Genomic DNA, 26,888 nt, shown 5'->3' with positions numbered 1-26,888 from the left:
AGGCACGCCACTTGCTCGGCAACGGTTGCGCAAAGGCAGATCCTGCTGCCGTTGCCGTTCAAAGGAGTCATCCATGAATCGATCCATCATCACGCTGTCCAGAGCCTTGATCCCCGCCGCGGCCCTGTGCCTGTCGGCCCTGGCGCTGCCCACGCACGCGCAGACCATGTCGGTGCGCAGCGACGAACAGATCGACAAGCAGTACGACAAGGACAAGAAGCAATGCGACGCCATGAAAGGCAACCAGAAGGATGTTTGCCTGCGGCAGGCGGAAGCGGCCCGCGACAAGGCCCGGGCCGAAGCCAAGGCCGCCGTGGAAAAAGCCGAGGCCAACCATGACGCGGCCAAGACCCGCAACGAGGCGGACTACAAGGTCGGCAAGGAGAAATGCGATGCCATGTCAGGCAACGCCAAGGACGCCTGCATGGCCGACCTGAAGACGCGCCACGGTAAGTAAGGCAGTAAGGCGCGACGGACGTCAGCGCGACGCCTGCGGCGGCTCGCCCGGCAGCGAGTGGCCCGCCGCGGCGTATTCCTCGAGCCGGTTGTACAAGGTCTTGGGACTGATGCCCAACAGCGCCGCGGCCTGCTTCTTGACGCCCTTGCAGCGCACCAGCGTCGCCAGGATCAGCCGGCGGTCGGCCTCCGCCAGGGTCTCTCCGACGGGCACGCTGACCTGGCCGCCGGACGACTCGCCGCCAGGCGATACCTGAGGCGTCAATTGGTCGGCCTCGAGTTCGTCGCCTTCGGCCATGATGAATGCGCGGCGCACGAAGTTCTTCAGTTCACGCACATTGCCCGGCCATTCGTACTGCGCCAGCGCGGCCGTGGCGCGGGCCGAGAACCGCTTGCCGGCGCCGCTCTCGGCATTCTGCGTCTGCAGGAAACGGTCGGCCAACAGCGCGATGTCCTCGCCGCGTTCGCGCAACGGCGGCAGTGCCAGCGGAAACACGTTGAGGCGGTAATAAAGATCCTCGCGCAGCTTGCCCTCCCGCACCGCCTGCTCGGGATTGCGGTTGGTGGCGGCGATGATACGGATATCGCATCCGACCTCGCGGTGCGTGCCGACCCGCATGAACTGCCCCGTCTCCAGGACCCGCAGCAACTTCACTTGCAGGTCCAGCGGCATCTCGGTGACTTCGTCCAGGAATAGCGTGCCGCCATCGGCGCGCTCGAAATACCCCTTGTGCTGGCGGTCGGCGCCAGTGAAGCTGCCGCGCTCGTGGCCGAACATTTCGCTTTCGATCAAGTGGGGCGAAATCGCGCCGCAGTTCACCGCGAGGAATGGCCGCTGGCGCCGCGCGCTCAACTGATGGATGGCGTGCGCGGCCAATTCCTTGCCGGTACCGCTTTCGCCGACCAGCAGGACGGTGACGTCGGTCGGCGCCACCCGGCTGATCTGGCGGTACAGCTCGCGCATCGGCGGCGAGTCGCCGTACATCTTGCCGAATCGCCCGGGCTCCTCGAATGGCTGACCTGGCGGGCTGCCGCCAGCGCTGGAGGCAATCCGCGCCAGGATGGCATTGAGGCGTTCCATGCAGATCGGCTTGACCAGATAATCGGTGGCTCCCAACCTCAACGCCTGGACCGCATTGTCCAGCGTGCCATGGCCGGTCATCACCACCACCTCGGCGCTGGCGGCGCCGGCATTCTTGAAAATATCCATGCCGCTGCCTTCCGGCAACCGCACATCCGTCAACACCAGATCGGGCGCCCGGCGTTCGAGCTGGAGCAGCGCATCCCGCACGCTGGCGGCCAGCGCGACGGTAAAGCCGCTATCCCGGCCGATTTCGGCCAGGGTCTCGCGGATGGCATCATCGTCGTCGACGATCAGCAGATGTGGCATGGGCCCCCTCGGCGCCGTTGCCGGACAACGCGCCCGGGATCTACACGGCCACTGTCGAGCATAGCCAAGCCAGCAGGCTTTGACGCAAGAATTCGATAGAATGAACCAAAGATTTCGATTACTTGCAACTCGACGCATACTTGTCGCCGGCCCCCATCTACCATGGTTGGCACCATGGACGACTCCAGCCTGTCCCCCATCATGCAGAAGCTGGCCGCGCAGGTGCGCCTGGCGGCGGCGTCCGATGCCAGCGTGTTCATCGTTGGCGAAAGCGGCGCTGGCAAGGAAGTGGTGGCGCGCGCCATCCACACCGCCAGCGACCGCGCCGATAAGCCCTTCGTCGCGGTCAACTGTGGCGCCATCAGTGGCGCGCTGGCCCATGCTGAACTGTTCGGCCACGAGAAAGGCAGTTTCACCGGGGCGGTGGCGCAAAATGCCGGCTACTTCGAGTCGGCCAGTGGCGGCACCCTGTTCCTGGACGAAGTCACCGAAATGCCCCTGGACATGCAGGTGCATTTCCTGCGCGTGCTCGAAAGCGGCACGTACCAGCGCGTGGGCGGTTCCGACCTGCTGCGCGCCAATGCCCGCATCCTGTGCGCCAGCAACCGCGACCCGGCCGCCTCCGTGGCCGACGGCCGCCTGCGCCAGGACTTCCTGCACCGGCTGCTGGTGATCCCGCTGCGCGTGCCGCCGTTGCGCGAACGCGAGGGTGATGCGGCGTTGCTGGCGCAGCGATTCCTCGATGAATTGAACCAGCGCCACGCCACCGCCAAGACGTTCTCGGCGCGTATGTTGCACAGCATTGCCCGGCATGACTGGCCCGGCAATGTGCGCGAACTGCGCAATACCGTGCAACGCGCCTACATTCTCCATGACGACGAACTGGATGCCGCGCTGCCCGCGGCGCGCACTGCCGCACGCGCCCAATTCAAGGATGGCACGCTCAACGTCGCCGTCGGCACCGCGCTGGACATCGCCCAGCGTGATTTCATCCTGGCCACGCTGGCGTATCACGGCGGCGACAAGCGCCTGACGGCCGAAACGCTCGGCGTCAGCCTGAAAACCCTCTACAACCGCCTGGATGTCTACGAAAGAGGCGTCGGCGGGCCGGCAGCCGCCTGACCGTTGCCGACGCTGACCGGCCCACGCTTGCGCCTGTCCCGCCCGGCATTATTTACCGTCCCCTTGTAATCCTGGCCCCCTGCCCGCAGGCAACGCCCCCCGCTCCGCCCGCATCGCGGGCAGGCATGATCTTTGCGTGAATCCAGGGATGCGCTGCCCTTCCGGCGGCTGCCGATGGGAGAATTTCTTGGGACACCCGATGCAAGAATTGCGCCTGCGCCAGCAGATGACCCTGGCCCCGCGCCTGCAGCAATCGGTCAAGCTGCTGCAGATGTCGGCGCTGGAATTCACGACGGCGGTGGAGCTGGCGTTGGCCAGCAATCCGTTCCTGGAGGAAGCGGACGAGCAAGCGGCGGGCCCGGTCGGGGCGAACCCGGCCGATCCCGTAGCGCCGCCCGCCGGCGCCGGCGACTCCCTGGCCATGGCCGCCGACACCCCGCCGCCGCCACGCGAATATGCCGGCGATTACCCGCTGCCGGCGCGCGGCGATGGCGAAGACCACGACTTGGGCCAGTGGGCCAGCGCGCCGGTTTCGATGCGGGAAAAGCTGTCGCTCGAGTTGGGCAATTACCGGCTCGGACCGCGCGACCGGTTGCTGGCCGAATTCGTCATTGATTCGCTGGACGAGGATGGCTATCTGCGCGCCGCGCCGGCCAGCCTGTGCGATGCCCTGAGCCCGGACTTCTCGCCGCCGCCCGATGACGGCGAATGGCTGGCGGCATTGCGGCTGGTGCAGCAACTGGACGCGCCCGGCCTGGGCGCGCGCGACCTGCAGGAATGCCTGGTCCTGCAACTGGAGGCCGCGCCCGGCCTGAACCCGGACCTGCGCACGCTGGCATTGCGCATCGTGCGCGGAGAACTCGAGCGCCTGGCCCGCAACGAGATCGCCGCCATCCGACGCGAGCTCAATTGCAGCGACGATGCGTTGCGCGACGCCTGTGGCTTGATTCGCAGCCTCGATCCCAAGCCCGGGCGGCGCTACGATGTTCAGGCCCCGGCCTATGTCGTCCCGGATGTCTTTGTCGACAAATGGCGCTCGCGCTGGCGCGTGGTGCCCAATCGCGGCGCCATGCCACAGGCCCGCCTGCACCAGGTCTACGCCGACCTGTTCCGGCGCGCACGCCTGGACGACCGCAGCCCCATGGCCCAGGAATTGCAGGAAGCCCGCTGGCTGGTGCGCAATGTCGAGCAGCGCTACAACACCATCCAGCGCGTGGCCGAAGCCATCGTCAAGCGTCAGCAGACATTCTTCGAATACGGCGAAGTGGCGCTACGGCCCTTGATGCTAAAGGAAGTCGCCGACGACCTCGATATGCACGAGTCGACCGTGTCGCGCGCCACCGTCGGCAAATACATGGTCACGCCGCGCGGAGTGTTCGAGTTCCGCCATTTCTTCTCGCGCGAATTGCCCACCGATTCCGGCGGCACCTGTTCGGCGGCGGCGGTGCGCGCGCTCATCAAGGAACTGATCGAGGCCGAAGACCCAACGATGCCGCTGTCGGACGTGGCCCTGGCCCAGCAACTGGCCACCAACGGCATCGTGCTGGCGCGCCGCACCGTGTCGAAATACCGCGGTCAATTGCGCCTGCCGCCGGCAGAATTGCGGCGCGAGCACTGAGCCCGCGCCGCCCGACCCTACTTGCTGCCGCCCGTGTTCGGATAACCCGGGGGCGGGGTGGCGCCGCCGGCCGGCGTGCGCGGCACGTTGTCATTGGCTTCGCGCGGCTTTTTCGACATCTCGCCGGAGTGCTTGCCGCCCGACGACGGGGCCTGCTGCTTTTTGTCCAGGTGAGGCGGCTTGCTCGGCGTGCTGGGCGGCGCATTGGGCGCCGGCGCGGCCTGGCCAGGCGGCACCGGCCGGTTCGGTGGCACCGCGGTGCCATCGTTCGGCGTGGTGGAAGGGCTTGAAGGGCTGGCCGACTGCGCCCAGGCGGCGCCGGCGCTTCCCAGACTGGCGGCAACGACGACGGCATAAGTCAAAGCACGGATTTTCATAAGGTCACTCCTTGTGTGAGTTGCCCTGTCCCTGTCGCAATCGTCGTGCCTGCCCCCGATACGCGCGGGCGGGGTCGCAGGCGCCGGCAATTTTTACCGATGATTGAACCAGCGGCGCACGGATCACGACCGCGGATACAACGGCGCGTCCGCCGCGGCTTCGCCACCGCTGCCGGCAGGCTCCAGCATCCTTTGCACGCGCTCGGCCAATGCGTCCAGCGCAAAGGGCTTGACGATCAGTTCCATGCCGCTGCCGAGAAAGCCCGATCCGCGCGCCGCGCTTTCGGCATAGCCAGTCATCAGCAGGACTTTCAGGTCGGGACGGGTCGCGCGCGCGGCGTCCGCCAATTGGCGGCCGTTCAAGCCCGGCAGGCCGACATCGGTGACCAGCAGATCCAGGGTGGCCGCGTTGCGCAGTTGTTCCAGGCCGGCGTCGCCATCGTTGGCGGTCAGCACCCGCAGGCCCAGCTCCGCCAGGCTTTCGCGCACCATCTCTCGCACGTTGGCGTCATCCTCCACCACCAACACCACGGCCTGGCGCGCAACCCCGGGCCGGGCCCCGGCCGCCGACGCGGAGGCGGGCGCCGCCGCGCTAGCGGCCTGTCCTTCATGACGCGGCAGGAAGATCCTCACGGACGTGCCCTGTCTCACCTTGCTCTCAAGCGTCACGATGCCGCCTGCCTGCTTGGCGAAGCCGTAGATCATGGAAAGCCCCAGCCCCGTGCCCTCGCCCAACGGCTTGGTGGTGAAAAACGGGTCGAAGGCGTGGGCCAGCACATCGGGCGACATGCCGCAGCCGGCGTCGGTCACGCGCACTTCGACAAAGTCGCCAGGCTGCGCGCCGGGATAAGGCCGCAGGAACGCCGGATCCAGGCGCGTGTTGCACGCGGCCACGGTCAGTTCGCCGCCGTCCGGCATGGCGTCGCAGGCATTGATCACCAGGTTCAGCAAGGCATTCTCGAACTGGTTGCGGTCGCAGCGCACCGGCCACAATCCGGTCTCCAGGTCGAAGGCCAGCGTGACGCCTTCGCCGGTATAGCGGTGGAACAGATCGGCCATCGACTGCAGCGTGTTGGCGACAGAGAAAGGCTGCGGATCGATCGGCTGGCGCCGCGAGAACGTCAGCAGCCGCTGAGTCAGGTGGGCCGCGCGATTGGCCGAATCCATGGCCACGCCGACAAAGCGCTCGGCTTGCTCCGGCACCCCGGCGGCCAGCTTGCGCTGGATCAGGTAGAGCGCCCCGGTGATGCCTTGCAGCATGTTGTTGAAGTCGTGCGCGATGCCCCCCGTCAGGCGCCCGACCGCCTCCATCTTCTGTGCCTGGCGCAAAGCGTTCTCGGTTTCCAGCAGCATCTCCGCCTGCGATTTCAGATCGGTATCGTCGCGCCCCGCCATATAGAGGCTGTCCTGCGCCCAGGACATGCTCCAGGTGATCCAGGCATAACCGCCATCGCGCTTGAGCACCCGGTTCTCCAGGTGGCGCGCGCCCTGCGGCGCGTCGGCGCGGCGCGCCTGCGCCAATGCGTCGCGGGTAGCCTGATAGTCATCCGGGTGGATCAACTGGCGCAGCCCCATGGCCAGGAACTGCTCCTGGGTCCAGCCCAGGATCGGCCGCACCGCGGGGTTGACGCTGGCATAGCGCCCCTGCGCATCGATCACCGCCAGCAATTCCGGAGACATGCGCCAGATGCGGTCGCGTTCGGCAATGGCGTGCTCGACCCGCTGTTCCAGCATGCGCGCGTACTGCGAGCGCTCGACCGCGCCACACAGCCGTTCAGTCACGTCCTCGATACCGGCCACGTCGCCGCGCTTGAGCCGCGAGCCGGCCGCCGTCTGCGCCACCAGCGCGCCGCCGCGCCGCCCCCAGCGGTCCATCGGCACGACGATGGTGGACGGCTGGAAATCGCCATCGGACGGCGCCAGCAACGGCTCCATGCAGGCCGTGCGGCCCTCGTCCAGCGCCGCATGGATCCGGGCCAGCAAGCCCGGTTCCAGGCTGTCGCCGACAGGCCCGCCGGGCGGCGTCCAGCGCGTCGATACGGTTGGCCCGGTGGCCAACGCCGGCCAATCGACCACCGCCACCAGTCCCAACGCCAGATGCTGCCCCAGGCTCTCGCATGCCAGTTGTTCGATCGCGCCCTGCTGCTGCATTTCACGCATGCGGTCGCCCAGCGCCAGCACGAAATTCTTGCGGTACTGCCCCTCCCAGAGTTCCGCTTCCGCGGTCTTGCGCGCCGTGACATCGAGGAACAGCGCCATCATCCGGTTGTCGCCTTCGCGACGCGCGCGCGCCTCGTACCAGGCCGCCCGCGGCGCGGGGACCGCGAATTCGAACTGGGCCGGTTCGCCGGTCTCGACCACCTGCGCGAAGGTGTCCAGGATCCGGTCCGGCACGCCGGGAATCATCTCGCGCAATGTATGGCCGAGCGTATCGCCATCTTTCATGCCGCTCTGGCGCTCGAAGGCGGGATTGACCTCGATGAAACGGAAATCGACGATGCGGCCCGCCGCGTCGCGCAGCGCCTCGCTCAGGAAGAAGGCTTCCTGCATGCCTTCGAACATGGCGCGCCAGCGCTCGCCGCTGCGGCGCAGCGCGGTCTCGGTCAGGTGCCTTTCGATCGCCAGCGCGGCGCTGCGCGTGACCACCGCGATGGCGCCGATATCGGCGACCGACGGCGCCCGCGGCGTGGCGTAGTAATTCGAGAACACGCCCAGCAAGCGGCCGTCGGTGGCCAGGATGGGCGTCGACCAGCAGGCCCGCAGGCCGTGCGTCAGCGCGCGTTCGCGCCAGGATTCCCAGAGCGGATCGCTGGCGATATCCTCGACGTAGACCGGGCGGCTGGACACCGCCGCCAGGCCCCACGAGGCCATCTCGGGCGCGATCGGCACCCGCTCGACAGCGGCGTTGAAGTCGGCGGGCAGGCTGGGCGCCGCGCCGTGGCGCAGGAACGCGCCGCTGTCGTCGACCAGCGCGATGGCCGCCCGCAGATCGACACTGGACTGGGCCTCGATGGCGCGCAGCATGTGGTCCAGCACCTCGGCCAGCGGCACGCCGGCGGCAATCTGCTGCAACATGAGACGCTCGTCTTCGAGTCGTACGAGCGTGTCGGTCCAGGAATGAGGTGCGCGGTCGCGCTGGGTCAGCATGTCATCTCCTGCAGGCTACCCAGACTGTATTGCGGCCACGCGGCGACAGCCGCAACGCTCGGTAACGCGGCATTACACCTTGCCGCCAGCCGCCAGGCCCGTGCCCTGCTGGCGGCCCCGCCGGGCCGGCTCGCCGGCCTGCGGCGCCGGCGGCCGGTCAGCGCGGCAATTCGGCGCTTTCGCGCGCCAGCCCCAGCGCCGTCAGCGCCTCGGGCTTGTCGACCAGCACGCACTGCTTGCCGGTGCGGGTGCAGTGGTCCTTGACGCGCCAGTAGGCGCCATGGCTGACGCAGCCGGTCTGGCAGATGACCAGGTCGGCCGCCACCAGGCTGGCTTCGAGCGTGTCGCCGTCGCTGCCTTCGCCGCCGCAATGGCCGAGGTAGCGTCCGCCGGCCATTTCCACCACCTTGCGGGTCAACATCAGGGCCATGGCGTCCTCGCCCACGCAGAGCACCGACTTTTCGCGCAGCGTGGCCGCGGCGATGACGGCGGGGGGCACCGGCGGCTCGGCCGCGTGATCGAGCGGATGCTCGCGCGCCTGGGCGGCGCGGTCCTGCCAGGCCAGGCGCTCGCGCATCAGCCCCTGCACCCGCTCCACCAACTGGCTCACGCGCCGCGCCAGCGCGACACGGCGGGGAAGCCCGGGAATCGTGCCCTCGAGCGCGGCGCGATCCTGCCGCGCCCAGGCCAGGGCGGTATCACGCTGGATCACCGCGGCGCGCAATTTGAAGACCTCGGCTTCGAGATGCTGGATGCGCTGCGCCTGCGCGCTCAGCAGGCGGCTGCAGCGCGCCTGGGCCTGGCCGTAGGCGGCCAGCAATGCCGCGTGCTCGCGATGCAGCGAATTGGGCGCCTGGAATGCAAGGGTCATCTTGGGCCTCTCGGGTGGCGGAACACGGCGATGCGTGATGCAGCCGTCGTTCGACATGCGAGGCATTATAAATGAGAATGCGTCTGTTTAACGATATGAACAGATGCCGTCTCCGCCCCGGGAAATCCATTACTGACGGGCCTGGGGTCGCTTAAATATGATCGACAAACAATACCGGCACGCAAGCCTCGGCGGCTTGACCAGGCGCCCTTCCAGGACGCGCGCGCCATGCCTGTTCCCGGCCCGGCGCCCGCCAGGCCGCGATCCAATGAAGTGAGGGGCGCCCCATGCCGCAATCCACCGAACTTCTGCGCGATATCCACGAAACCAATCTCATGTATCTGCTGTTGTTGCCGCGGATGGCTCGCAGCGGCAATCCGTCGGCATTGGCTGGCGTGCAGGTTTCGGCCCGGGCCTGCGAATGGCTGGCCCGGCAGGATCTCGACAACCTGACCCGCCTGTCCCGATGCAGCGTGGTGCTGGCCCAGTTGTCCCTCGAGCCGCCCCTGCTGCTGGCGACGCTCAGCCAGGGCATGGACGAGGCCCTGGCGAGCGAGGCAACGCCGCTGCGTACCCTGACCTAGGAGTCGTTCGCCCCCAAAGGCGCCTCGGGCAGATCCTGGCAGCCGGCTTGCGCGCCGGCGCGCACGACGCCCGGGCGCGTCAGGGCGCGTGGCAGACTACGCACAGTTTGTTGCCGTCGGGATCGCGGAAGTAGGCGCCGTAGTAGTTGGCATGGTAGTGCGGGCGCAATCCCGGCGGACCTTCGCAGCAGGCGCCGTGCGCCAGCGCCAGGGCATGGCAGCGATCCACGGTGGCGCGATCCCGCGCCAGGAACGCCGTCATCTGGCCGTTTCCCGCCGTGGCCGGGTTGCCGTCGTGGGGCGCGCCAATCACCAGCAGCGGCCGCCCGCCACCCGCTGGCTGCCAGCCCGCCCAGGGTTTTTCGGGTTCGAGAAAGCGCGGCTCCAGGCCCAGCGCGTCCGCCAGTGCGGAATAGAAGGCATGGGCGCGCTCGAAATCACCCACACCCAGGCAAACATGCGAAAACATGAACGGCCCCTCCGGTGGTTTACCTGTCCGATTATGACGCGCCCCGCTCCACCGTGGCTGCCTGCAGGCGCGCACTGCGCCAGAACAGCGCGGCGCTGATGGCCAGCGCCAGCGCCAGCAGGCTGCCGGTCATGGCCGCCACGCCGGGCCAGCCCGCGTCGGTCCAGAACCGGCCGCCCAGCGATCCCAGCACGCTGGAGCCGACGTAATACACCAGCAGGTACAGCGAGGCCGCCAACGCCTTGTAGCCCCGCGCCATCTGCCCGACCCAGCCGCTGGCCACCGCGTGCGCCGCGAAGAAACCGAAGGTGAACACCACGATGCCGGCGATCAGCACGGGCAGGCTGTCCGACAGCGTCAGCAGCAGGCCGGCCAGCGCCAGGGCGGTGCCGGCCGCCAGCATCGCGCCGCGTCCGTGGCGATCGGCCAGGCGGCCGCAATACGTGGAGGCAAAGATGCCCACCAGGTACACCACGAAAATGAAGCCGATAAAGGTCTGGCTCAGCGAGAACGGCGGCGCCAGCAGGCGGAAGCCGACATAGTTGTAGACCGTGACGAAGGCCCCCATCAGCAAGCCGCCCAGGGCGAACAGGCCGCACAGGGGACCATTGCGCAGATGCGCGCCGATACCCGCGCGCACATCGCCGGCGACGCCGGCCCAGCCGCGCGCGCGTTGTGGCGCGAAGCGGCGCGAGGCCGGCAGCAGCCACACGAACAGCACGGCCGCGGCGATGCCCAGCAGGCCCAGCGTGCCCAGGGCCGCGCGCCAGCCGAAGTGATCCGACACCAGTCCGGTGATCACCCGCCCCGACAAGCCGCCGAAGGCGCTGCCGCTGATGTACAGGCCCATGGCGAAGCCAAGGGTGTCGGGCTCGACCTCTTCGGCCAGGTAGGCCATGGCCACCGCCGGCACGCCCCCCATCGCCAGGCCCTGCAACGCCCGCAGCAGCAGCAGGCTGTGCCAGTCGGGCGCCACCGCCGCCGCCGTGCCCAGCACCGCCGAGGCGAACAGCGACAACGCCATGACGCGCTTGCGCGGCAGCGCCTGCGAAAACAGGCCCACCAGGAAGATCGCCACGGCCAGCAGCCCGGTGCACAGCGACAGCACCAGACTGCTCTGGGCCGGCGACACCCCGAAGCCATGCGTGAACAGCGGCATCAGCGGCTGCACGCAGTAGAGCAGCGAAAACGTGGAAAACCCGGCCGCGAACAGGGCCCATTGGGCGCGCCGCAATGCCGGCGTGCCGCGCGCCAGATAGCCGGTCGGAGGCACCGGCGCGGTGGCGCCGGCTGTGGATGGGGCAAGGACGGAGGGGCTGGACATCGGGAATCTCGAAAAGCACCGGGCAAGGACCCGTGCGATCAAGGTAGACTTTCCCCCTGCATATGTCCAATATATGAAACTAGTACTCGCCATATTTAATAACGATGGAACTCAGACACCTGCGCTATTTCACGGTGGTCGCCGATGAGCTGCACTTCACCCGCGCCGCCGCCCGGCTGGGCATCGGCCAGCCGCCATTGAGCCAGCAGATCCAGCAGTTGGAACGCGAGATCGGCACCCCGCTGTTCCTGCGCCTGCCGCGCGGCGTCGAGCTGACCGAGGCCGGCGCCCAGTTCCTGGAAGACGCCCGCGCCATCCTGGCCAGCGCGGACCGGGCCATCGACACCGCGCGCCGCCTGGGACGCGGCGAACGCGGCGCCATCACCGTGGGTTTCACTGCGTCGGCGGTATTCCACCCGTACCTGCCGCGAGCCATCCGCGCGTTCCGCGACCGCTATCCGGACGTGCGCATCAGCCTCGCCGAAAGCAATACCATCAGCCTGCTGCGTGGCTTGCGCGAGAACGCCGTGGACGTGGCTTTCGTGCGTCCGCCCTATGTGCTCGATCCGGAATTCGAATCCGAGCGCGTGCTGGACGAACCGATGCTGATCGCCCTGCCCCCGGACCATCCCCTCAGCCGCAGACGCAGCGTGCCCATCGCCGCGCTCGCCGACGAGGACTTCGTGCTCTATCCGCGCCCGATCGGCGCCGGCCTGTACGACGCCATCCAGGGCGCCTGCCTGCGCGCCGGCTTTGCCCCGCGCGTGATCCAGGAAGCGCCGCAAATGGCATCGATCGTCAGCCTGGTGGCGGCGGGGGTCGGCATCTCGATCGTGCCGGCGGCGATGCGCCACATGGGCGCGCAGGGCATCGAATACCGCCCGATAAAGGGCGATGCGCCACATGCCTTGCTGGACATGGCCTACCGCCGCCACGACCGCTCGATTGCGGCGCGCAACGCGGTAGACATGCTGCGCCGGCTGGCGCATCCGGAGCCGCTGGCGTGATGCGCCAGCCGGCAATGCGGGCGCCCCTCGCGCGCCGTCCGCATTGCCGCGTGGAACCCGCGCGGTATCGGCCTGTCGCGTTTGTCATCTTCTGTAAACCCGGCGCGGGCCAGCCCCTGTAAATTGTCGCGCACTCGCCTCAGCCGCCCCGCAATGGGCCCGGCCGGCGCAATCTGCCTAAAGGTGTTCACGTGCAACGTACTATCCTGGCTGTGGCGCTTGCCACGCTTCCCGGTCTGGCCGCGGCGGCTGCCCTGGCGTCCTCCATCGGCGCCGTGACGGTCTACCAGGACCGCGCCGTCGTCACCCGCAGCGCCAGCAGCGATCTGTCGGCCGGCGAGCACGAGCTGGTGCTGGAAAAACTGCCCGCGGGCCTGCAGGACAACTCGTTGCAGGTGTCGGCCAAAAGCTCCGGACAGGCGACCCTGCTGGACGTGCGGGTGCGCGATGCGTTCCAGGCCGACACCGCCAACGAGCGCGTCAGACAACTGGAAGAACAGATCCGCAAGCTGACCGGCCAGCAGGCGGCGTTGGACGACGAGGCCGCGGTGCTGGACAACCAGCGCGAACTGGTGGCGATGATGCAGCGTGGCGCCACCGAGCCGGCCAAGGATGGCCCGCGCCCCACGCTCGATGAACTGAAGGCGATCCAGGCGCTCAGCGCCGATACGCTGACCCGCGCCCTGGCCGGCCTGCGGCAGGTGGCCGAGCAGCGTGAAGCGCTGGCGCGTCAGTTGGATGCCGCGCAAAGCGAACTGGGCCGCTTGCAGGGCCAGCTCAATCGCCGCACCAAGACCGTCACGCTGCGCGTCAACCTGGCGCGCGCCGGCAAGCTCGACCTGAACGTGTCGTACGCGGTGCCGGGCGCGCGCTGGACGCCTTCGTACGATGCGCGGCTGCGCCCGGCCGACCGCAGCATCGACCTGGGCTACTTTGGCGTCATCCGCCAGAACACCGGCGAGGACTGGAACAACGTCAGGCTCACCCTGTCGACCGCGCGGCCGGCGCTGGGCGGCGGAGCGCCCGAGTTGACGCCCTGGATCGTTGACGTGGCGGCTCCCAGGCCTCCCCTGCCGATGCCGGCCGCCGCGCCCTCTCCGCTGGCGCGCGGCGATGCGCGCGCGCGCATGAGTGCCAAGGCCAGCGCCGAAATGGCGGCGGACGAAACGGCATCCCCGCTGGAAAACGCCGAGGTAGCGACTGCCTCGGTGCAGGCCGAGACAACCAGCGCCTCGTTCCAGATCCGCTCGCCCGCCACGCTGCCTTCGGACAATAGCGCGCAGCGCGTCGCCATCACCAGCGCCAAGCTGCCGGCCACGCTGCAATACCAGTCCACCCCGGCGCTGCGCGAGGCGGCGTTCCTCACGGCCCTGGCCAGCAACAGTACCGACTATCCGTTCCTGGCCGGCTCGCTCAATACCTTTCTGAACGACGCCTTCGTCGCGGCCTCGTCGATGAAAACCGTGATGCCCGGCGAGAAACTCGAACTGGCGCTGGGCGCCGACGACGGCATCGCGATCAAGCGCCAACTGATCAATCGCTTCACCGAAAGCACGGGCTTTTCCGGCAGCGGCAAGCGCGTGACCTACGAATACAAGATCACCGTCACGAACAACAAGAGCACCAAGGAACAAATCACGTTCAAGGACCGGCTGCCCCTTTCGCGCAACGAGAAGATCGAGGTCAAGCTGCTGTCGCCGGCCGAACGCGACATCAAGCGCGAGGACGATGGCGTGCTGGTCTGGAACTGGGACATGGAACCGGGCAAGTCGCGCGATACCGTGTTGAAGTTCTCGATCGACTATCCGGGCAACCTTGACGTGACTGGACTCTGACCGCCTTGGCGCCGCCGGCGGCCTTCACTGCCGGCGGCAGAATTCGATGAAATCGTCCGGCGACAGCGGCACCGAGATGCCGTAGCCCTGGGCCACCTTGCAACCGAGTTCGCGCAGCAACTGGATATCGCGCTCCTGCTCGACCCCTTCGGCCACCACCCGGCGACCCAGCGCCCGTCCCATTTCGATGGCCGCCGCCACCACCGCGCGGGACGCCGGTTCGCGGTGCATGTGCACGATGAAGTCGCGGTCGATCTTCAGTTCGGTGAACGGCATGGCGGAAAACAGCCGCATCGAGGCGATGCCCGCGCCGAAATCGTCCATGGCCAGTTCGAAGCCGCGCACCCGCAGCAGATTCAGCGCCGACGACAGGGCCAGCCAATCGGCGACCGGTTCGTCCTCGGTCAGTTCGATCTTGACCAGGCGCGCCGGCAGGCCGGCGCGCGCCACCCGTTGCTCCAGGGCGCCCGGCAGGTCGGGCGCGCACAGCGTCGAGGCCGAGGCATTGATCGCGATCGGCACCGCGATGCCTTCGGCATGCATCGCCACCAGCACCTCGACCACGCAATCGGCGACGCTGTTGAACAGGGTCCGGTCCAGGCCCAGCCGGTGCGCGGCCGGCACGAAATCGGCGGCGGCAATGGCGCCCAGCGTCGGATGATCCCAGCGCGACAAGGCCTCGGCCGCGATCGCGCGGCCGCTGTCCAGGTCGACCTGCGGTTGCAGCACGACCCGCATGCCTTCGCCGGAAACCAGGGCCTGGCCCAACTCGGCCTCGATCAGGTCGCGCCGCACCGAGATCCGCTGCGGCGAACGGGTATCGTCATCCAGGCTGTGCAGCGCGGTCTTGATGGCATGCTGCATGCTGGCGCGCGACACCGGCTTGGCCAGCGCCTGCGACGACGGGCAGCCCGCCTGCAAGGCCAACCGCACATGCGATTGCAGCAATTCGTCTGCCAGGCTGCTGATCCAGATGATGGGTGGCATGTGCTTGAGCCGCCCGCTGTCGACCAATTGCCGCAGTTCATTGGGCAGGCGGGTGCCATCGCCCTCGCCCATGGCGATATCGCTCACCACCACGTCGTAGCTCTGCCGTGCCAGCGCGGCAATGGCCTCGACGCTGCTGCCCACGCCCGCAACGCGCCGCAATCCCAGTGCCAGCAGCATGTTCTGAAGGTAGGCCCGCTCCACCGGGTGGTCCTCGACCAGCAGGATCCTGCGGATGGCGCCGCGGGCGTCGGTTTTGGGCATCGCGCGAGTCCTCGGATGTGTCGGCATTCGAACAGGCTGGCGGCGCCGGTGACAGGCCGCCGGGCCGGACGCGATCGCGGGATCGCGTTTCATCAATGCTAAGGCATCTTCGCCGGGTGTGGCGCGGCGACGAAGCCCTAGGACCGATTACGGCGATGCGGGCGCCAATTGGGGGAGACGATAGGGGGACGTAGCCCAGACGGACGACGCCCGCGGGTGCGATAATGCCGCTCTTTCCCCGCATCTACGGCACGGAGCTTCCCTTGACCCGCATTGACGATCCCCTGCACGACCGCGAGGTCGGCGCGGCCGACGCCACCCAGGACAACACCCGCACGGACGATACCCGCATCAGCGCGGTGCGCCCCCTGATTTCGCCCGCCCTGCTGCAGGACGAACTGCCCGTCTCGGCCGAGATCCAGACGCTGGTCGAGGACAGCCGCGCCCGCATCGCCGACGTGCTGCACGGCCGTGACGACCGGCTGGTGCTGGTGGTGGGCCCCTGCTCCATCCACGACCACGGGCAGGCCATGGAATACGCGCGCCAGTTGCGCGTTGCCGCTGACCGGCACCGCGACGACCTGCTGATCGTGATGCGCGTGTACTTCGAGAAGCCGCGCACCACCGTGGGCTGGAAAGGCTACATCAACGACCCGCGCCTGGACGGCAGCTTCCGCATCAACGAGGGCCTGCGCCGCGCCCGCGAACTGCTGCTGGACATCAGCGGCCTGGGCCTGCCGATCGCCACCGAATTCCTCGACCTGCTCAGCCCGCAGTACATCGCCGACCTGATCGCCTGGGGCGCCATCGGCGCGCGCACCACCGAAAGCCCCAGCCATCGGCAGCTCAGTTCGGGCCTGAGCTGCCCGCTGGGCTTCAAGAACGGCACCGATGGCGGCGTGCAGATCGCGGCCGACGCCATCGTCGCCGCCAGCGCCAGGCACGCCTTCATGGGCATGACCAAGATGGGCATGGCCGCCATCTTCGAAACCCGCGGCAATGTCGACACCCATGTGATCCTGCGCGGCGGCAAGCAAGGCCCCAACTACGACGCCGCCAGCGTCGACGCAAGCTGTGCCGTATTGCGCGCGGCCGGCCAGCGCGAACAGGTCATGATCGATTGCTCGCACGCCAATTCCAACAAGTCGCACCTGCGCCAGGTCGACGTGGCGCGCGACATCGCCGCTCAACTGGCTCAGGGCGACACCCGCATCACCGGCGTGATGATCGAGAGCCACCTGGAGGAAGGCCGCCAGGACCTCAAGCCGGGACAGCCGCTGCGCCCTGGCGTCTCCATTACCGACGCCTGCCTGGGCTGGACCCAGACCCTGCCGGTGCTCGACATGCTGGCGCAGGCGGTGCGTGAACGCCGCGCCAAGGCCCGCGCCTGACGCGGCCGCGGCCCTAGCGGTTCAGCGCATACGGCGCCGGATCCATGTCGGGCGATTCCCCGGTCACCAGGCAGGCCAGCAGCTTGCCTGTCACCGGCCCCAGCGTAAAGCCGTGATGCGCATGGCCGAAGGCCAGCCACAGCCCCGGATGACGCGGCGCCGGACCGATCACCGGGCGCATGTCCGGCAGGCAGGGCCGGCATCCCATCCATGGAGTCTGCTCGACCGCCTTGCCCAACGGCAGCAGTTGCTGGGCGAGCGCGCGCGTGCGCGCGACCTGCACCGGCGACGGCGGCGCATCGCGCGGCGCGAACTCGGCCCCCGTGGTCAGCCGCAGGCCCAGTGTCATCGGCGACATCACGAAGCCGCTGTCGATATCGGCCACCGGCCGTGACAGCGCGGCGCCATCGGCCAGCGCGAAGTGCTGGTGGTAGCCGCGCTTGACCGCCATCGGAATCCGGTAGCCCAGCGGCCGCAACACGTCGGGCGACCACGGCCCCAGCGCCACCACCACCTCGCGCGCCTCCAGCGGCCCGGTCACGCCACGCACGCGCCAGCCGCCGGCCACCGCTTCGAGGCTGCGCGCGTCGCCGCGCGCCAGCATGCCGCCACGCCGCCGGAACAGGGCCGCGTAGCCGCGCGCCACCGCGCCCGGATCGGACACATTGACGGGATCGCGCCAATGGATCGCGCCCGCCAGCCTGGGCGACAGGGACGGCTCCAGCGCCGCCAGCGCGGGACGGTCCAGCACCTGGTAGTCCAGGCCGTAGCCGGCCAATGCCGCCGCGTCGGCCACGGCGCGGTCCAGGCTGGCCTGGCTGCGCATGCCGTCGATCCAGCCATTGCGGCGGAACAGATGGTCGATGCCAGCCGCGTCCTTGAGCGCGTCGTGTTCGGCCACGCTGCGTTCGATCAACGGCAGCATGGCGGCGGCCGCGCGCGCCAGCCGCGACGGCGCCGAATGCCACCAATAGCGCACCAGCCAGGGCGCGATGCGGGGCAGGAAACGCGGGTCGTAGCGCACATCGGGCCGGCGGTTGCCGGCATAGCGCAACAGGCTGCGCCAGTCGCGCGGAAACGCGTAGGGGATGACGCTGGCGCGTTCGATCAGTCCGGCATTGCCGTAGCTGGTCTCCTCGCCCGGGCCGCGCCGGTCGAACAAGGTCACCGAGCGTCCGCGCGCCTGCAGATGCAGCGCCGCGCTCACGCCGATGATGCCCGCCCCCAGGACCACCACGTCTGTTTTCATGCTGTGCATTCTGCCCCTGCGCCCCCGGCCACGGCAAGTCCGTGCGCGGGCGTAGAATCGATCCGCGCCCGCTACCGGCCCGAGCCGCCGCGCGCCCGGCCGCGATGCCATTCCAGGAGCCCTGACCATGCCCGCACCAGCCCCCCTGCAACCCGTCACCCTGGATGGCGAGATCGTGCGCCTGGTGCCCTTGACCGCCGCCCACGCCGGTCCCCTGGCCGAGGTCGGCCTGCATCCCGAACTCTGGCGGCTGCAACCCGAGCCGGTCGCCAATGCCGACGACATGCGCCGCTATGTCGAGCGGGCGCTGGCCGGCCAGGCTGCCGGCACCTGCCTGCCATTCGCCATCCTGCGGCGCGCCGACGGCCAGGTCATCGGCACCACCCGCTACATGGATATCGCCCTGGCGCACAAGCGCCTGGAGATCGGCGCCACCTGGCTCACCCCCGCCAGCCAGCGCAGCGGCGCCAACACCGAGGCCAAATATCTTTTATTGCAGCACGCCTTTGAAACAATTGGTATCATGCGGGTGGTGTTCAAGACGGAGGCGACCAACCTGCAATCGCGCCAGGCCATCCTGCGCATTGGCGGCGTCGAGGAAGGGGTGTTCCGCAAGCACCTGATCGCGCAGTCCGGACGCCCCCGCGACATGGCCTATTTCGCCATCCTCGACGAGGACTGGCCCGCCGCCCGGACACGCCTGCTGGCGCGCCTGCGCCGCGCGCCGTGATGGCGCGCGGAGTTGTTCTTTGTCTTTCATCACGGCCGGCGCTCAAGTTCCCGCAACTGGAGGCCGTTAATGCGGTACCCGGGGCAGGCTCGCCGTCCGAGCGCCCCGCTCATTACAAGTCAGGTATGGATCGTTCTCCCCTCGCCCCGCCCGCACCGGTCGGGCACAACCGTCCCAGCATCTTCATCTACACCGAAGAACAACGAGGCAATCAGTTGGTCGAATCGCCAGTGATCGGCATGCTCTCGGACGTCTCGGGCTCGGACAAGCTCGTCGTCGTGCAGGACCCTTTCAGTGGCATCAAATTCATCTATCGCGTCGACCACGACAGCAGCAACCTCGACGCGGCGGCGATCACCGAGCAGGACCAGTCCGCGTTCGACGGCAGGAATTCGGTGCAGATCAACGCCATGTCCTACAAGCTGGGCACCGCCGACAGCGCCATGAAATTGCTGCGCGGCAAAACCCAATGGATCCAGGACAAGGGCGCGGTGCTGTCGGTGCTGCTGCAAAACGCGGCGGCGCGCAAGACACGCTTCGCGCCACCGCGCATCGAGCGCGACCGCGTGCGCAAGGTGCCGCCCGGCGTGCCGGTGGAATATCTGGCCGCCTGATCGCGCCCGGGCGGTGTACAACTTCCGGAGGATTTTCTTATCCACAGAAACTGTGGATAAGAAACCGGCGGACGCAGGCCGGCCGGCCTTCGCGGCGACACCGCAGGGGCTGATCATTTCTTGACCAGCCAGACACCGCGCCGGCACGATGGCGCGCCGCAGCAACGGCGATAATGATATTCTCCCGCGGGAGCGCCTCGAGGGGATCTCACTGGCTGGCGCGTCCCGGCCCTGCGCCCCTGCCAGGCGGACCCATCCACCCCATAAGAAGCCGTAGCATGAAAGGAGCGGAAAGCGTGTTTGCCTTTGGAGCGCCCCGCGCGCAACCGCCTGCTCGTCCGGTGCCGTGACCATCATCATCGTCGACGATCACGGCGACTGGCGCGACACCATCGCCGAGTTCATCCATGACCTCGGCCTGGGCGAAGCCATCCTCACGGCGGGCTCGCTATCCGAACTGGATCAATTGCTGCTGAACGTCACGCCCGGCATCCTGGTGCTGGACGCCATGCTGCCCGACGGCGACGGCCTGGCGCGGGTCGCGCACCTGCGCACCACGTATCCGTCGATGGGCATCATCATGCTCACCGGCCGGCTCTTGAGCGAAGACAAGGTGTCGGGACTGAGCCTGGGCGCCGACCACTACCTGACCAAGCCCGTCAACCTGGCCGAACTCGGCGCGACCCTGGTGTCGCTGTCGCGGCGCCTGCGCGTCGTGCCGGCGGCCGACCCCGAGGCGCCGGCCAACGAGACCTGGCGCTTCGATCCCGCGCGCCGCCGGCTGGTGTCGCCCAAGCGCGTCCATGTCGACATCACCGATACCGAAAGCCGCCTGATCGGCGCCCTGATCCAGGCAGCGCCGCTGCCGCTTTCGCGCGGCCGGCTGGTCGAGGCGCTGGGCGCCAGCGCCGAGGCCTACGACACCCATCGCCTGGACGCCCACATGCACCGGCTGCGCCGCAAGCTGCGCGCGCAGGCCGGCGGCGACATGGGCATCCGCACCGTTTACGGCGTCGGCTATGTCTGCACCATGCCGGTGCAGGTCGTCGGCAATAGCAAGCAATGAGTTCCTCGCCATGGCACTGACCGTTATCCGCCCCCGCCGTTCCGTCCTCTACATGCCGGGCGCCAATGCGCGCGCGCTCGAGAAGGCGCGCGGCCTCGATGCCGATACGCTGATCCTAGACCTCGAGGACGCGGTGGCGCCCGGCGCCAAGGCGCTGGCGCGCGACCAGGTGGCCGCGGCCCTGCGCGCTGGCGGCTATGGCCGGCGCGAGTGCGTGGTGCGCATCAATGCGCTGGACACCCCGTGGGGCCTGGACGATGCGCGCGCGATCGCGCAGGCCGGCGCCGACGCGGTGCTGCTGCCCAAGGTGCAATCGGCCGCCGAACTCGACGCGCTGGCGCGCGCCCTGGATGCGGCCGGCGCGCCGCCCGCGCTGCCACTGTGGGCCATGGCCGAAACGCCATTGGGCTTTCTGCGGCTGGACGCGATTGCCGGCGGCCATCCACGGCTCGCGGCCATCGTGGTGGGCACCTCCGACCTGGTCAAGGACCTGCGCGCGCGCCACACGCCCGAGCGCCACGAGACGCTGCTGGCGCGCTCGCTGGCGGTGCTGGCGGCGCGCGCCCACGGCCTGGCGGTGCTCGACGGCGTACACCTGGAACTCGACGACGATGCCGGCCTGGCCACCGCCTGCCAACAGGGGCGCGACCTAGGCTTCGATGGCAAGACGCTGATCCACCCGAAGCAGATCGCCGCCGCCAATGCCGCCTTCGCCCCCACCGAGGCCGAGCTCACCAGCGCGCGCAAGCGGCTCGAGGCCTGGCGCGCGGCCCAGGCCGCGGGCCAGGGCGTGGCGGTGGTGGACGGCGCGCTGGTCGAGAACCTGCACGCGCGCGAAGCCGAACGCCTGCTGGCCTTGGCCGACGCCATCGCGGCGCGCGCGGCCACGGGCTGAACCGCGCCGCGGACGCCAGCGCCCGCGGCCAGCTACAATAGCGGCCGCGATCGGATGGGCGTTCGCCCTCTGCGCCTGCCGCGCCTGGCGCGGCCCGCCTGTCGCGCCGCCGGCGCGTTCGCTCCATGGCTCCTTCTTTTTTACGCCGCAGCCCGTGGCGGGAGCCTTGCCGCGCTTGTTCCACACCACCCCGGTCGCGCCCTCCAGCCACACGATTCATGATCCGCTTCCAACAAGTTTCACTCATGCGCGGGGTCAAGCCCCTGTTCGACAAGGTCGACCTGCTGCTGAACCCCGGCGACAAGATCGGCCTGATCGGCGCCAACGGCGCCGGCAAGTCGAGCCTGTTCGGCCTGCTGCGCGGCACGCTGCACGCCGACCAGGGCGACCTGGACTACCCCGCCAGTTGGCGCATGGCCTACGTGGCGCAGGAAACGCCTGCCCTGGACCGCCCCGCCATCGAATACGCCATCGATGGCGACGTCACGCTGCGCAAGCTCGAAGCCGAACTGGCCACGCTGGAAGCGGAGCCCGAGAGCGCCGAGAACGGCCTGCGCATGGCCGACATCTATGCCGCGCTGGCCGACGCCGACGCCTACACCGTGCATTCGCGCGCCGAACAACTACTGACCGGCCTGGGCTTCACGCAGGCGCAGATGCAGTTGCCGCTGACCAGTTTCTCGGGTGGCTGGCGCATGCGCCTGAACCTGGCGCAGGCACTGATGTGCCCGTCCGACCTGCTGCTGCTGGACGAACCCACCAACCACCTGGACCTGGACGCCATCATCTGGCTGGAAGACTGGCTCAAGCGCTATCCGGGCACGCTCATCGTGATCTCGCACGACCGCGACTTCCTGGACGGCGTGGTCAACGTCATCGTCCACATCGACGAGCGCAAGCTCAAGCGCTACTCGGGCAACTACTCGTCGTTCGAGCGCCAGCGCGCCGCCCAGCTGGAACTGGCACAGGGCATGATGGAAAAGCAGATGCGCCAGCGCGCGCACCTGCAGTCGTTCATCGACCGCTTCAAGGCCCAGGCCAGCAAGGCGCGCCAGGCGCAGAGCCGCATCAAGGCGCTGGCGCGCATGGAAGAAGTGGCGCCGCTGCGCGCCGCCGCCGAATTCTCGTTCGAGTTCCGCGAGCCGCTGCGCGCGCCCAATCCGCTCTTGACGATGGACAAGGTCAGCGCCGGCTACCGCAACACCGACGAGGACAGCGGCGCCACGTCCGACAAGATCATCGTCTCGGGCATCGACTTCTCGCTGCAGGCAGGCCAGCGCCTGGGCCTGCTGGGCATCAATGGCGCCGGCAAGTCGACCTTCATCAAGACCATCGCCGGCGAGCTGCAATCGCTGGCGGGCGAGACGCAGTTCAACAAGGGCCTGTCGATCGGCTACTTCGCCCAGCACCAGGTCGAGATGCTGCGCCATGACGAATCGCCCTTGTGGCATATGACCAGGATCGCGCCGACGGTGCGCGAGCAGGAACTGCGCAACTTCCTGGGCAGCTTCAATTTCAACGGCGCCATGGCCACCAGTTCGATCGCGCCATTCTCCGGCGGCGAGAAAGCGCGCCTGGCGCTGGCGCTGATCGTCTGGCAGCGCCCCAACCTGCTGCTGCTGGACGAGCCCACCAACCACCTGGACCTGGAAACCCGCGAGGCGCTGACCACCGCGCTGGCGCAGTTCGAAGGCACGCTGGTGCTGGTGTCGCACGACCGCCACCTGCTGCGCGCCACCACCGACCAGTTCATCATCGTGGCCGACGGCCGCTTCAGCCCGTTCGACGGCGACCTGGACGACTACAAGGACTGGCTCTACAAGACCAAGCTGTCGGCCAAGGCCGCGGCCTGAGCGCGCGAGCGGCGCGCGCCGGCCAGGCACGGCATGGTCCATTCGCGGGCGAACGCGTTACAATCCCGCGAATTGCACGCCCGGCCCTGCGCAAGGGGCCGCGCGCGACAACCCCCAACCACGTCCCGCTGTACGCGGGACGCGTTTTTTCAACGCTCCTAGATGCCGATCAAAGACCAACTATTCCTCGCCAGCCAGTACCTGGCGCCGCATCACCTGGTGTCGCGTCTCTTCGGATACGCCTCGGACTGCCGGGAGCCCGCGGTCAAGAACTGGATGATCTCGCGCTTCGTGCGCAAGTATGGCGTGGACATGCGCGAAGCCGAGCAGGAAGACGCGCTGGCCTACGATTGCTTCAACGATTTCTTCACCCGCGCCCTCAAGCCGGACGCTCGCCCGCTCGACGAAGAGCCCGGCGGCGTGCTCTGTCCCGCCGACGGCGCCATCAGCCAGATGGGCGCCATCGAGCATGGCCGCATCTTCCAGGCCAAGGGCCACAGCTATGGCCTGACCGACCTGCTGGGCGGCGACGCCGAACGCGCCGCGCCATTCCAGGGGGGGGAATTCGCCACCATCTACCTGTCGCCCAAGGACTACCACCGCGTCCACATGCCGGTGGCCGGCACGCTGCGCGAAATGGTCCACGTGCCCGGCCGGCTGTTCTCGGTCAATCCGCTGACGGCGCGCAATGTGCCGCGGCTGTTCGCCCGCAACGAACGCGTGGTCTGCATTTTCGACACCGAGCACGGCCCCATGGCGCTGGTGCTGGTGGGCGCCATGATCGTCGCCTCGATCGAAACCGTCTGGGCCGGCCTGGTCACGCCCTACAAGCGCCGTGTCAAGGCGGTGCGCTACGACGACGCGGCGCGCGCGCCGGTGCAGTTGGCCAAGGGCGCCGAGATGGGCCGCTTCAAGCTGGGCTCGACCGCCATCGTGCTGTTTGGACCGGACAAGGTCCGCTGGGCCGATACGCCGTCGGTGCGCGGCCCGGTGCGCATGGGTGAATTGCTGGCGTTGCCGCGGGCCTAGTTTCCGCAAAGCGAATGTCTCCGTACGGTTTTATTCGCTTTATGCGATAGGGCGGCCTGGGTAGATTGGCGTTTTTTTCTTCCCGCCGCCATGTCCGCCACGCCCCTGCCCGCCGCCACGCCCTGCGCCACCGCCACCCGTTCCGCCGAACGTCCTTCGCGCGCCCTGGCGCGCCTGCTGTCACTGGAGGATTTCGAGGCCGCGGCGCGCAAGCGCCTGCCGCGCCCCATCTTCGGCTACGTCGCCGGCGCCGCCGAGGACAACCAATCCCTGCGCGCCAATCGCGACGCTTTCAACCATTATGCTTTCCAGCCGCGCGTGCTGGTCGACGTGTCGCGCCGCAGCCAGCATACCGAACTGTTCGGACGCCGCTACGAAGCGCCGTTCGGCATCGCGCCGATGGGTATCAGCGCGCTGTCCGCCTACCGTGGCGACATCGTGCTGGCGCGTGCCGCGCGCGAACAGGGCATCCCGGCGATCCTCAGCGGCACCGCGCTGATCGCGCTCGAAGACGTGATCCGCGCGGCGCCCGGCACCTGGTTCCAGGCCTACCTGCCCGGCGACCCGGACCGTATCGACGCGCTGGTGGCGCGCGCCGCGCGCGCCGGCTACGAAACCCTGGTGCTGACGGTGGACATCCCGGTATCGGCCAATCGCGAGAACAATGTTCGCACCGGCTTTTCCACCCCGCTCAAGCCCAGCCTGCGGCTGGCGTGGGACGGCCTGGCGCGGCCGCGCTGGCTGGCCGGCACCTTCCTGCGCACGCTGCTGGCCCATGGCATGCCGCATTTCGAGAATTCGTTCGCCACGCGTGGCGCGCCTATCGTGTCGGCCTCGGTGCTGCGTGATTTCAGCGCGCGCGACCACCTGAACTGGCGGCACGTTGCCCGCATCCGCGCGCAATGGCGCGGCACGCTCATCATCAAGGGCATCCTGCATCCGCAGGATGCGCGGCTGGCACGCGAGCATGGCGCGGACGGCATCATCGTTTCGAACCACGGCGGCCGCCAGCTCGATGGCGCCATCTCGCCATTGCGCGCGCTGCCGGGCGTGGTGGCCGAGGCCGGCGCCATGCCGGTCATGATGGATAGCGGCGTGCGCCGCGGCGGCGACGTGCTCAAGGCGCTGGCGTTGGGCGCTCGCTTCGTGTTCGTGGGCCGTCCGTTCAACTACGCCGCCGCCGTGGGCGGCCAGGCGGGCGTGGCGCATGCCATCGGCTTGCTGCGCGCCGAGGTCGATCGCAACATGGCCATGCTGGGCATCAACCGCCTGAGCGAACTGGACGCCAGCCTGCTGGCCCCCGCCTGAGACCGCGGCCAGCGAACCGCGGCCACCGCCCGCGGCCGCAGGGCATAGAATGGCGGTTCCTCCGCTTGTGTTGGGCCGGCCTTTGCGCCACCCACCCGCCCCGTCGACCGTGTCGCTACGCCAATCCTCGTTTTTCCTGCGTTTCCTGACCCTGGGCGCGCTGGCCCATGTGTATGTCGGCGCCCGCCTGATCGCCGACGCCGGACTCGCCGGCCCCGGCGCCGCCGGCGCCATCCTGCTGCTGATTCTGTCGTGCATCCTGATTCCGCTGGGCATGCTGGCGCGTTCGTCGGTGCACCCGCCCTGGGGCGACCGCATCGCCTGGGTCGGCCTGGTCGCCATGGGCCTGTTCTCGTCCCTGTTCGTGCTGACGGTGCTGCGCGACGCGCTGTTGCTGGCCCTGTGGCTGGTCGACCTGGCCACCGGCCTGGCGCCACCCTGGCCCGCGTTGCGGCGCGCCAGCGCGCTGGCGGTAACGGCGCTGGCGCTGGCGGCGACGCTGGTGGGCTTCTACAACGCCCGCCGCCGCGCCCGAGTGGTCAGGGTGGACGTGCCGGTGCGCGGCCTGCCGGCCGACCTGGATGGCTTCACCATCGCCCAGATCAGCGACATCCACGTCGGCCCGACCATCAAGCAGCGCTACGTCCAGGCCATCGTCGACGCCGTCAACGACCAGGCGCCGGACATGATCGCCATCACGGGCGATGTGGTCGACGGCAGCGTCGAGCAACTGGCGGCCCAGGCCAGGCCCCTGGGCCAGTTGCGCGCGCCGTTCGGGGTCTACCTGGTGACGGGCAACCATGAATACTATTCGGGCGCGGCGCCCTGGGTGGCGGAATTCCGCCGGCTGGGCCTGCGGGTGCTGATGAACGAACACGCCGTGATCCACCCCGCCGGCCTGCCGTTGGTCGTAGCCGGCGTCACGGACTACAGCGCCGGCGCCTTCGATCCGCGCCAACGCAGCAATCCGGCCGCGGCCCTGGCCGGCGCGCCGGCCGACGCGGCGGTGCGCATCCTGCTGGCGCACCAGCCGCGCAGCGCGGCCGCCGCCGCGCCGCTGGGCTATACCCTGCAGCTATCGGGCCACACCCACGGCGGACAGTTCTTTCCGTGGGGTTTTTTCGTGCGCTTCCAGCAGCCGTACACCGCCGGGCTGCATCGCCTGGGCCAGATGTGGATCTATGTCAGCCGCGGCACGGGCTACTGGGGGCCGCCCAAGCGCCTGGGCGCTCCGTCGGAAATCACCTGTCTGCGGTTACGCCCGGCGCCTTGAGGCGGCCTTGCGCCGCCAAAGCCCACGCG

Annotated in this window: 23 protein-coding genes; 15 read left to right on the top strand and 8 right to left on the bottom strand. The window is 68.8% G+C overall.

Features of this window, described 5'->3' with window-relative positions; translation table 11 throughout:
* The first annotated feature begins 73 nt into the window (after window positions 1-73).
* Window positions 74-457: a hypothetical protein gene (locus AC6LKG_RS12560; RefSeq protein ID WP_498164814.1), complete on the top strand. Its 384-nt coding sequence runs from the start codon at window positions 74-76 to the stop codon at window positions 455-457.
* Window positions 458-478: 21 nt separating this feature from the next.
* Here the strand turns inward: AC6LKG_RS12560 and AC6LKG_RS12555 are convergent, their stop codons facing one another.
* A complete protein-coding gene (locus AC6LKG_RS12555; RefSeq protein WP_498164813.1) occupies window positions 479-1,846 on the bottom strand; it encodes a sigma-54-dependent transcriptional regulator in 1,368 nt (455 codons plus the stop codon).
* Between the two features lie 201 nt (window positions 1,847-2,047).
* Between AC6LKG_RS12555 and AC6LKG_RS12550 the strand changes: the two genes are divergently transcribed.
* Window positions 2,048-2,968 carry a sigma 54-interacting transcriptional regulator gene (locus AC6LKG_RS12550; protein ID WP_498164816.1) on the top strand — a complete coding sequence of 307 codons (921 nt, stop codon included), beginning with the start codon at window positions 2,048-2,050 and terminating at the stop codon, window positions 2,966-2,968.
* Between the two features lie 199 nt (window positions 2,969-3,167).
* Complete coding sequence (locus AC6LKG_RS12545; protein ID WP_498164812.1) at window positions 3,168-4,586, top strand: RNA polymerase factor sigma-54; 1,419 nt, start codon at window positions 3,168-3,170, stop codon at window positions 4,584-4,586.
* A gap of 17 nt (window positions 4,587-4,603) precedes the next feature.
* Here AC6LKG_RS12545 and AC6LKG_RS12540 read toward each other — a convergent pair whose 3' ends face one another.
* The 3 genes from AC6LKG_RS12540 to AC6LKG_RS12530 form a co-directional block, all read right to left on the bottom strand.
* The gene (locus AC6LKG_RS12540) at window positions 4,604-4,963 is read right to left on the bottom strand and encodes a hypothetical protein (RefSeq protein ID WP_498164811.1); all 360 of its coding nucleotides are present in this window, start codon (window positions 4,961-4,963) and stop codon (window positions 4,604-4,606) included.
* A gap of 123 nt (window positions 4,964-5,086) precedes the next feature.
* Window positions 5,087-8,110, bottom strand: coding sequence for a PAS domain S-box protein (locus tag AC6LKG_RS12535; protein ID WP_498164810.1), 3,024 nt, complete (start codon window positions 8,108-8,110; stop codon window positions 5,087-5,089).
* A 157-nt stretch (window positions 8,111-8,267) separates the two neighbouring features.
* The gene (locus AC6LKG_RS12530; protein ID WP_498164809.1) at window positions 8,268-8,981 is read right to left on the bottom strand and encodes a DUF2325 domain-containing protein; all 714 of its coding nucleotides are present in this window, start codon (window positions 8,979-8,981) and stop codon (window positions 8,268-8,270) included.
* 287 nt (window positions 8,982-9,268) lie between these two features.
* On the opposite strand from AC6LKG_RS12530, the gene AC6LKG_RS12525 reads away from it, so the two are divergent.
* Window positions 9,269-9,565 (top strand): flagellar transcriptional regulator FlhD, encoded by a 297-nt coding sequence (locus tag AC6LKG_RS12525; protein WP_498164807.1) that lies wholly within the window; start codon window positions 9,269-9,271, stop codon window positions 9,563-9,565.
* A 79-nt stretch (window positions 9,566-9,644) separates the two neighbouring features.
* On the opposite strand, the gene AC6LKG_RS12520 is transcribed toward AC6LKG_RS12525, so the two are convergent.
* Together AC6LKG_RS12520 and AC6LKG_RS12515 are read right to left on the bottom strand one after the other, a co-directional pair.
* Window positions 9,645-10,034: a VOC family protein gene (locus AC6LKG_RS12520; RefSeq protein WP_498164805.1), complete on the bottom strand. Its 390-nt coding sequence runs from the start codon at window positions 10,032-10,034 to the stop codon at window positions 9,645-9,647.
* 31 nt (window positions 10,035-10,065) lie between these two features.
* Window positions 10,066-11,358, bottom strand: coding sequence for an MFS transporter (locus AC6LKG_RS12515; RefSeq protein WP_498164804.1), 1,293 nt, complete (start codon window positions 11,356-11,358; stop codon window positions 10,066-10,068).
* Between the two features lie 104 nt (window positions 11,359-11,462).
* On the opposite strand from AC6LKG_RS12515, the gene AC6LKG_RS12510 reads away from it, so the two are divergent.
* The gene (locus tag AC6LKG_RS12510; protein ID WP_498164803.1) at window positions 11,463-12,365 is read left to right on the top strand and encodes a LysR family transcriptional regulator; all 903 of its coding nucleotides are present in this window, start codon (window positions 11,463-11,465) and stop codon (window positions 12,363-12,365) included.
* 191 nt (window positions 12,366-12,556) lie between these two features.
* A complete protein-coding gene (locus AC6LKG_RS12505; protein WP_498164801.1) occupies window positions 12,557-14,200 on the top strand; it encodes a mucoidy inhibitor MuiA family protein in 1,644 nt (547 codons plus the stop codon).
* A gap of 24 nt (window positions 14,201-14,224) precedes the next feature.
* Here AC6LKG_RS12505 and AC6LKG_RS12500 read toward each other — a convergent pair whose 3' ends face one another.
* Window positions 14,225-15,451: an EAL domain-containing response regulator gene (locus AC6LKG_RS12500; RefSeq protein WP_498164800.1), complete on the bottom strand. Its 1,227-nt coding sequence runs from the start codon at window positions 15,449-15,451 to the stop codon at window positions 14,225-14,227.
* Between the two features lie 263 nt (window positions 15,452-15,714).
* Between AC6LKG_RS12500 and AC6LKG_RS12495 the strand changes: the two genes are divergently transcribed.
* Window positions 15,715-16,842, top strand: coding sequence for a 3-deoxy-7-phosphoheptulonate synthase (locus AC6LKG_RS12495; RefSeq protein WP_498164798.1), 1,128 nt, complete (start codon window positions 15,715-15,717; stop codon window positions 16,840-16,842).
* Between the two features lie 13 nt (window positions 16,843-16,855).
* Here AC6LKG_RS12495 and AC6LKG_RS12490 read toward each other — a convergent pair whose 3' ends face one another.
* Complete coding sequence (locus AC6LKG_RS12490; RefSeq protein ID WP_498164796.1) at window positions 16,856-18,091, bottom strand: NAD(P)/FAD-dependent oxidoreductase; 1,236 nt, start codon at window positions 18,089-18,091, stop codon at window positions 16,856-16,858.
* A 127-nt stretch (window positions 18,092-18,218) separates the two neighbouring features.
* On the opposite strand from AC6LKG_RS12490, the gene AC6LKG_RS12485 reads away from it, so the two are divergent.
* The 8 genes from AC6LKG_RS12485 (at window position 18,219) to AC6LKG_RS12450 (ending at window position 26,859) form a co-directional block, all read left to right on the top strand.
* Window positions 18,219-18,821: a GNAT family N-acetyltransferase gene (locus AC6LKG_RS12485; RefSeq protein WP_498164794.1), complete on the top strand. Its 603-nt coding sequence runs from the start codon at window positions 18,219-18,221 to the stop codon at window positions 18,819-18,821.
* A gap of 125 nt (window positions 18,822-18,946) precedes the next feature.
* A complete protein-coding gene (locus AC6LKG_RS12480) occupies window positions 18,947-19,435 on the top strand; it encodes a hypothetical protein (protein ID WP_498164792.1) in 489 nt (162 codons plus the stop codon).
* Window positions 19,436-19,781: 346 nt separating this feature from the next.
* On the top strand, window positions 19,782-20,501 hold the full coding sequence (locus AC6LKG_RS12475; protein ID WP_498164791.1) for a response regulator transcription factor: 720 nt from the start codon (window positions 19,782-19,784) through the stop codon (window positions 20,499-20,501).
* 10 nt (window positions 20,502-20,511) lie between these two features.
* Window positions 20,512-21,396: an HpcH/HpaI aldolase/citrate lyase family protein gene (locus AC6LKG_RS12470; RefSeq protein ID WP_498164789.1), complete on the top strand. Its 885-nt coding sequence runs from the start codon at window positions 20,512-20,514 to the stop codon at window positions 21,394-21,396.
* Between the two features lie 218 nt (window positions 21,397-21,614).
* Window positions 21,615-23,249, top strand: coding sequence for an ATP-binding cassette domain-containing protein (locus tag AC6LKG_RS12465; RefSeq protein ID WP_498164788.1), 1,635 nt, complete (start codon window positions 21,615-21,617; stop codon window positions 23,247-23,249).
* A gap of 162 nt (window positions 23,250-23,411) precedes the next feature.
* Entirely contained in the window at window positions 23,412-24,278 is an 867-nt protein-coding gene (gene asd, locus AC6LKG_RS12460; RefSeq protein ID WP_498164786.1) for an archaetidylserine decarboxylase, read from the top strand.
* 90 nt (window positions 24,279-24,368) lie between these two features.
* A complete protein-coding gene (locus tag AC6LKG_RS12455) occupies window positions 24,369-25,586 on the top strand; it encodes an alpha-hydroxy acid oxidase (RefSeq protein ID WP_498164784.1) in 1,218 nt (405 codons plus the stop codon).
* Between the two features lie 109 nt (window positions 25,587-25,695).
* The gene (locus AC6LKG_RS12450) at window positions 25,696-26,859 is read left to right on the top strand and encodes a metallophosphoesterase (protein WP_498164782.1); all 1,164 of its coding nucleotides are present in this window, start codon (window positions 25,696-25,698) and stop codon (window positions 26,857-26,859) included.
* Window positions 26,860-26,888 lie beyond the last annotated feature (29 nt).

The organism is Achromobacter sp. 46006 (assembly GCF_059761975.1).
Note: the sequence above shows the minus strand (reverse complement) of the source record. Positions and strands in the feature narration are given on the sequence as shown.

What these genes read in the sequence shown, in the direction of transcription:
- AC6LKG_RS12560 (WP_498164814.1), top strand. Translation starts at nt 74, where the DNA reads ATGAATCGATCCATCATCACGCTGTCCAGAGCCTTGATCCCCGCCGCG.
- AC6LKG_RS12555 (WP_498164813.1), bottom strand. Translation starts at nt 1,846, where the DNA reads ATGCCACATCTGCTGATCGTCGACGACGATGATGCCATCCGCGAGACC.
- AC6LKG_RS12550 (WP_498164816.1), top strand. Translation starts at nt 2,048, where the DNA reads ATGCAGAAGCTGGCCGCGCAGGTGCGCCTGGCGGCGGCGTCCGATGCC.
- AC6LKG_RS12545 (WP_498164812.1), top strand. Translation starts at nt 3,168, where the DNA reads ATGCAAGAATTGCGCCTGCGCCAGCAGATGACCCTGGCCCCGCGCCTG.
- AC6LKG_RS12540 (WP_498164811.1), bottom strand. Translation starts at nt 4,963, where the DNA reads ATGAAAATCCGTGCTTTGACTTATGCCGTCGTCGTTGCCGCCAGTCTG.
- AC6LKG_RS12535 (WP_498164810.1), bottom strand. Translation starts at nt 8,110, where the DNA reads ATGCTGACCCAGCGCGACCGCGCACCTCATTCCTGGACCGACACGCTC.
- AC6LKG_RS12530 (WP_498164809.1), bottom strand. Translation starts at nt 8,981, where the DNA reads ATGACCCTTGCATTCCAGGCGCCCAATTCGCTGCATCGCGAGCACGCG.
- AC6LKG_RS12525 (WP_498164807.1), top strand. Translation starts at nt 9,269, where the DNA reads ATGCCGCAATCCACCGAACTTCTGCGCGATATCCACGAAACCAATCTC.
- AC6LKG_RS12520 (WP_498164805.1), bottom strand. Translation starts at nt 10,034, where the DNA reads ATGTTTTCGCATGTTTGCCTGGGTGTGGGTGATTTCGAGCGCGCCCAT.
- AC6LKG_RS12515 (WP_498164804.1), bottom strand. Translation starts at nt 11,358, where the DNA reads ATGTCCAGCCCCTCCGTCCTTGCCCCATCCACAGCCGGCGCCACCGCG.
- AC6LKG_RS12510 (WP_498164803.1), top strand. Translation starts at nt 11,463, where the DNA reads ATGGAACTCAGACACCTGCGCTATTTCACGGTGGTCGCCGATGAGCTG.
- AC6LKG_RS12500 (WP_498164800.1), bottom strand. Translation starts at nt 15,451, where the DNA reads ATGCCCAAAACCGACGCCCGCGGCGCCATCCGCAGGATCCTGCTGGTC.
- AC6LKG_RS12490 (WP_498164796.1), bottom strand. Translation starts at nt 18,091, where the DNA reads ATGAAAACAGACGTGGTGGTCCTGGGGGCGGGCATCATCGGCGTGAGC.
- AC6LKG_RS12485 (WP_498164794.1), top strand. Translation starts at nt 18,219, where the DNA reads ATGCCCGCACCAGCCCCCCTGCAACCCGTCACCCTGGATGGCGAGATC.
- AC6LKG_RS12480 (WP_498164792.1), top strand. Translation starts at nt 18,947, where the DNA reads ATGGATCGTTCTCCCCTCGCCCCGCCCGCACCGGTCGGGCACAACCGT.
- AC6LKG_RS12470 (WP_498164789.1), top strand. Translation starts at nt 20,512, where the DNA reads ATGGCACTGACCGTTATCCGCCCCCGCCGTTCCGTCCTCTACATGCCG.
- AC6LKG_RS12465 (WP_498164788.1), top strand. Translation starts at nt 21,615, where the DNA reads ATGATCCGCTTCCAACAAGTTTCACTCATGCGCGGGGTCAAGCCCCTG.
- asd (WP_498164786.1), top strand. Translation starts at nt 23,412, where the DNA reads ATGCCGATCAAAGACCAACTATTCCTCGCCAGCCAGTACCTGGCGCCG.
- AC6LKG_RS12455 (WP_498164784.1), top strand. Translation starts at nt 24,369, where the DNA reads ATGTCCGCCACGCCCCTGCCCGCCGCCACGCCCTGCGCCACCGCCACC.